General features: G+C 49.1%; 1 protein-coding gene. It reads right to left on the reverse strand.

Annotated features, from left to right (window positions below; translation table 11 throughout):
* The coding region (locus K6753_RS14485) for a hypothetical protein (RefSeq protein ID WP_223677171.1) at window positions 1-291 on the reverse strand (291 nt) is incomplete at both ends.

Genomic DNA, 291 nt, shown 5'->3' on the forward strand with positions numbered 1-291 from the left:
AACCTGTCGCGGATATTGAATCCTCGTGCAGGTGGCCATGCATATTCTGAAGCTTGGCAAGAGCAAACTCGAGTAGTCTTTTGGATGCTCTCCAGTCTCCTAAGGATTTGTAGACCCGATTAAATGCCATCGCATGCGCAATATTTGCCTCCTTGACTGACTGAGGAAGTGCGTCGATGTGTGGTACCAATTGCCAGTACCAGCTGTTGCTCTCTTCTGACTGCCGTGTCGCTCCAAGCAGCATTTGAGCAGCCATACGCACATACTGGTACTCATCATCTCCAAGAGAAT

It is taken from the genome of Novilysobacter selenitireducens (assembly GCF_020026895.1).
Taxonomy (GTDB): Bacteria; Pseudomonadota; Gammaproteobacteria; order Xanthomonadales; family Xanthomonadaceae; genus Lysobacter_C; species Lysobacter_C selenitireducens.